At 60.9% G+C, this 5,053-nt stretch carries 4 protein-coding genes; 2 read left to right on the forward strand and 2 right to left on the reverse strand.

What is annotated here, in order from left to right; translation table 11 throughout:
• Window positions 1–341: 341 nt before the first annotated feature.
• The gene (gene gltX, locus BLX41_RS04770) at window positions 342–1,823 is read right to left on the reverse strand and encodes a glutamate--tRNA ligase (RefSeq protein WP_123723974.1); all 1,482 of its coding nucleotides are present in this window, start codon (window positions 1,821–1,823) and stop codon (window positions 342–344) included.
• Between the two features lie 231 nt (window positions 1,824–2,054).
• Here gltX and BLX41_RS04775 point away from each other — a divergent pair, with 231 nt between their 5' ends.
• Complete coding sequence (locus BLX41_RS04775; RefSeq protein WP_123723975.1) at window positions 2,055–3,101, forward strand: HlyD family secretion protein; 1,047 nt, start codon at window positions 2,055–2,057, stop codon at window positions 3,099–3,101.
• The gene (locus BLX41_RS04780; RefSeq protein ID WP_123723976.1) at window positions 3,091–4,641 is read left to right on the forward strand and encodes an MDR family MFS transporter; all 1,551 of its coding nucleotides are present in this window, start codon (window positions 3,091–3,093) and stop codon (window positions 4,639–4,641) included. The genes BLX41_RS04775 and BLX41_RS04780 overlap by 11 nt, the downstream gene beginning before the upstream one ends.
• A gap of 112 nt (window positions 4,642–4,753) precedes the next feature.
• Here the strand turns inward: BLX41_RS04780 and BLX41_RS34475 are convergent.
• Window positions 4,754–5,053: UvrB/UvrC motif-containing protein (locus tag BLX41_RS34475; RefSeq protein WP_259744420.1), on the reverse strand; the 300-nt coding region annotated here is incomplete at its 5' end.

Below are 5,053 nucleotides of genomic sequence, written 5' to 3' on the forward strand. Positions count from 1 at the left end.
TCGAACCGTCGACCTCTTGCATGCCATGCAAGCGCTCTCCCAGCTGAGCTATAGCCCCTCGTCGGTGAGGACGGGGCGAATCTTAAGGGGCGAACAAAGGGCTGTCAATTTTTTTTCGGTTTTTTGAAAAAAAATTTGCCGGGATAACAATCACTTACCGGCCCGCCCGGAAAACCCGGGGTTTTGCGCCCTTCCCCGCCTGCGGCAAGTCGCACAAAACCCTCACCGCAAGCCCCAGGGAACCGCCGTAACTTGCAATCAACCCGCCTGGCGCCTGTGTCTCAAGCGTAGTCGAAAAGATCGCCGGCCCCGGCGCGCGCCCCCGCCGAAACAAAAGAGCTTCAGGCAATGGCGCCGAGAAGCTTTTCCCATTCCTTGTTTTCTTTCTTCGACACGCCGCCGAGCAGGTCGATAGCCTGGCGCAGACGGAAACGGGTCAGGTCCGGCCCGAGGATCTCCATGGCATCGAGCACTGACACCGAACTGGCCTGGCCAGTAATGGCGGCAAACATCAGCGGCATGGCGTCGCGCAGTTTCAGCTCCAGGGACTCGACCACCGCCTGAATGGTCGCGGTGATGCTGTCTTTCTCCCACTGACGCAGGCTTTCGAGTTTCCACAGGATCAATTGCATCAGCTGACGCACCTGATCGCCGGAAAGCTTCTTGGACTCGAACAGCTTGGCATCCGGGCTCACGCCACCGGCGAAGAAGAAGCCGGCCAGCGGAGCGATCTGGCTGAAAGTCTCGACCCGGCCCTGCACGTGGGGTGCGATCCTCATCATGTACTCGGGGTTCAGCGCCCAGGTCTGCACCCGGCTGGCGAACTCTTCCACTGGCAGGTCACGCAGCCACTGGCCGTTGAGCCAGGACAGCTTCTCGATATCGAAGATCGGCCCCCCCAGGGATACCCGCGACAGGTCAAAGTTATCGACCATCTCCTGCAACGAGAATTTCTCGCGCTCGTCCGGCATCGACCAACCCATGCGGCCCAGGTAGTTGAGCATGGCTTCCGGCATGAAGCCCATGCGCTCGTAGAAGGTCACCGAGGTCGGGTTCTTGCGCTTGGACAGCTTGCTCTTGTCCGGATTGCGCAGCAGCGGCATGTAGCACAACTGCGGCTGCTCCCAGCCGAAATACTCGTACAGCAGGATCAGCTTCGGTGCCGAAGGCAGCCACTCTTCACCGCGCAACACGTGAGTGATGCCCATCAGGTGGTCGTCGACCACGTTGGCCAGGAAGTAGGTCGGCAGGCCATCGGTCTTCATCAGCACCTGCATGTCCATGCGATCCCACGGGATCTCTACATCGCCACGCAGCAGGTCAGGCACCACACAGACACCTTCAGTCGGCACCTTCATGCGAATCACATGGGGCTCACCGGCCGCCAGGCGCTGGGCCACTTCTTCCTTGGACAGCAGCAAGGCGCGGCCGTCATAACGCGGAGTCTCGCCACGGGCCATCTGTTCGGCGCGCATCTGGTCCAGCTCTTCGGCGGTGCAGAAGCACGGGAAGGCGTGGCCCAGGTCTACCAGTTGCTGGGCGTACTTCTGGTAGATGTCGCCACGTTCGCTCTGACGATAAGGACCATGGGGACCGCCCACATCCGGACCTTCGCTCCAGCTGATGCCCAACCAGCGCAAGGCATCGAAAATCTGCTGCTCGGACTCGCGGGTCGAACGCAACTGGTCAGTGTCCTCAATACGCAGGATGAACTCACCGCCATGCTGCTTGGCAAAGCAATAGTTGAACAAAGCGATGTAAGCGGTACCTACGTGGGGGTCCCCGGTAGGCGATGGCGCGATGCGCGTGCGGACGGTGGTCATGGCATGTCTCGAAAAGAATAGAAAAGCGAGGAATAAACTGGGGGCGAATGGTAACAGGCGACCCCGGCCCGGCTCCAGTGAGGAGGGCATTTAAGCCAAGGTTGCGGCTACACACCGCTGCAGAGCCCATGAATGGCCAAATATCAGCGCTTGGCATTTACCACCCACGGGCTATCTGCCAGATTCGCCCCCTGATAAATTTCCTTACATTTTTTTGACTACAGCCTGCCCATGCCCGCCCAACTCAAGCGTCGCCTGTTCATTTTCCTGTCCCTGGTCCTACTGGTCGCCCTGGGCTTCCTCGCTCATTGGTGGTTTCACGGGCGCTTCTATGAAACCACCGACAACGCCTATGTGCAGGGCGAAATCACCCGGGTCTCCAGCCAACTGAGTGCACGGATCGACGAAGTCCTGGTCCAGGACAACCAGCAGGTGGCAAAGGGGCAATTGCTGGTACGCCTGGAGGGTGCGGATTTTCAACTGGCGGTGGATCGCGCCCAGGCCGCTCTCGCCACCCGTGAAGCCGAACGCTTGCAGGCCCAGAGCAAACTGACCCAACAAGCCAGCCTGATTGCTGCGAGCCAGGCCCAGGTTGCATCGAGCCAAGCCAGCCTTGGCCGTTCGCAGATCGATCTGTCCCGGGCCCAGACTCTGCGCAAACCCGGCTATGTCTCGGAAGAACGGGTGACCACCCTCTCCGCCGACAACCATATCGCCCGCTCCCAGGTGGCCAAGGCCGAGGCCGACCTGCAAGGCCAGCGCCAGCAGGTCAACGCCCTGAGCGCCGAAATCAAGCGCCTCGATGCACAGATTGCCAATGCCCAGGCAGACCTGGCCCAAACCCGACTGAACCTGACCCGCAGCGAAATCCACGCGCCCATCGGCGGCATCATCGGCCAGCGCGCGGCGCGCAACGGCCAGGTGGTGCAAGCCGGTGCGTACCTGCTGTCGATCGTTCCGGACCAGGACATCTGGGTCCAGGCCAACTTCAAGGAGACCCAGATCGGCCACATGCGGCCTGGACAAAAGGCCGAACTGACCTTCGACGCCTACGGCGACACACCGATCCAGGCCCGGGTCGACAGCCTGTTCGCCGCCTCCGGTGCGCAGTTCAGCCTGCTGCCACCAGACAATGCCACCGGCAACTTCACCAAGGTGGTACAGCGCATTCCGGTGAAACTCACCTTCGCCGCCGACAATCCGCTACAGGGCAAGATCCGCCCGGGCATGTCGGTCACCGTCAAAGTGAACGTACAAGACCCTGCCGATGGCCGGTGACCAGTTATTGCGTCCGGCAGGAGAACCCTCCCGGCGCGACTGGATTGCGGTGATGAGCGCCATGCTTGGCGCCTTCATGGCGGTACTCGACATCCAGATCACCAACTCCTCACTGAAGGACATCCAGGGCGCGCTGTCCGCCACCCTCGAGGAAGGCTCGTGGATCTCCACCTCCTATCTGGTGGCGGAGATCATCATGATCCCCCTCACCGCCTGGCTGGTGCAGTTGCTTTCGGCACGGCGGCTGGCGGTCTGGGTTTCCGTGGGATTCCTGATCGCCTCCCTGCTCTGCTCCATGGCCTGGAGCCTGGAAAGCATGATCCTGTTCCGCGCGCTGCAAGGCTTCACCGGCGGCGCGCTGATTCCCCTGGCATTCACCCTGACCCTGATCAAGCTCCCCGAGCACCATCGGGCCAAGGGCATGGCGATGTTCGCCATGACCGCCACCTTCGCCCCGTCTATCGGCCCGACTCTGGGCGGCTGGCTCACGGAAAACTGGGGCTGGGAGTACATCTTCTATATCAATATACCGCCAGGCCTGCTGATGATCGCCGGTCTGCTCTATGGCCTGGAGAAGAAGGAAGCCCACTGGGAGCTGCTGAAAAGTACCGATTACGCCGGCATTTTCACCCTCGGCCTGGGCCTGGGTTGCCTGCAGGTGTTCCTGGAAGAGGGGCATCGCAAGGACTGGCTGGAATCGAGCCTGATCGTGACCCTGGGCAGCATTGCTCTGATCAGCCTCATCACCTTCGTCATCGTGCAGTTCTCCAGGCCCAATCCTCTTATCAACCTGGGCATCCTGCGCAATCGCAACTTTGGCCTGTCAAGCATTTCCAGCCTGGGCATGGGTGTCGGCCTGTACGGCTCGATCTACCTCCTGCCGCTGTACCTGGCGCAAATCCAGAACTACAACGCCCTGCAGATCGGCGAAGTGATCATGTGGATGGGGGTGCCGCAGTTGTTCCTGATTCCCTTGGTGCCCAAGCTGATGCAATTGGTTTCGCCAAAATGGCTGTGCGCCCTGGGGTTTGGCCTGTTCGGGCTGGCGAGCTTTTCTTCCGGAGTGCTCAACCCGGACTTCGCCGGGCCGCAGTTCAATCAGATCCAGATCATCCGCGCCCTGGGTCAACCGCTGATCATGGTCACCATTTCACTGATTGCCACGGCTTATATACAGCCCCAGGATGCGGGCTCGGCTTCAAGCCTGTTCAACATCCTGCGCAACCTCGGCGGCGCCATTGGCATCGCCCTGCTGGCGACCCTGCTGGACGCCCGGACCAAGACCTATTTCGACTATCTGCGTGAAGCAGTGGTGCCGAGCAACCCGCAGGTAGCGGAGCGCTTGGCCACCTTTACCGAGAAGTTCGGCAGTGAAACCGCAGCCCTGGGCAAGCTCAGCGAGATCACCCACCAGCAGGCGCAGATCATGGCCTACAACGATGCCTTCCATTTTGTCGGCATCGCCCTGGGCATCAGCATGCTGGCGGTGCTGTTGACCAAGGCCCTGCCCAAGGGCCTCAAGGCTGGCGAAGTCCACTGACCCACGAATTGCCTGTAGGAGCTGGCTTGCCAGCGAATAGGCTCCCAACCCTTGCACAGGATTTGAGGGTCTCTTCGCCGGCAAGCCGGCCCCTACGAGGGATCGAGCGTCGTTAGACGGTGAGCAAGCGCTCGCGCAGCTTGGTGATTTCGTCGCGCATCTGCGCCGCCGCTTCGAACTCCAGGTCACGGGCCAGTTGGTACATCTTCTCTTCGAGCTGGCGGATGCGCTTGGTGATCTCGCTGGGCGAACGCAATTCGTTTTCGTAGCGAGCACTTTCCTCGGCAGCCTTGGCCATGCCCTTGCGCTTCTTGCTGCGCGAACCCGGCACTGTGGCGCCTTCCATGATGTCGGCGACATCCTTGAACACGCCCTTGGGCGTGATGCCGTTGGCCAGGTTGAAAGCAATCTG

It is taken from the genome of Pseudomonas protegens (genome assembly GCF_003732485.1).
Taxonomy (GTDB): domain Bacteria; phylum Pseudomonadota; class Gammaproteobacteria; order Pseudomonadales; family Pseudomonadaceae; genus Aquipseudomonas; species Aquipseudomonas protegens_B.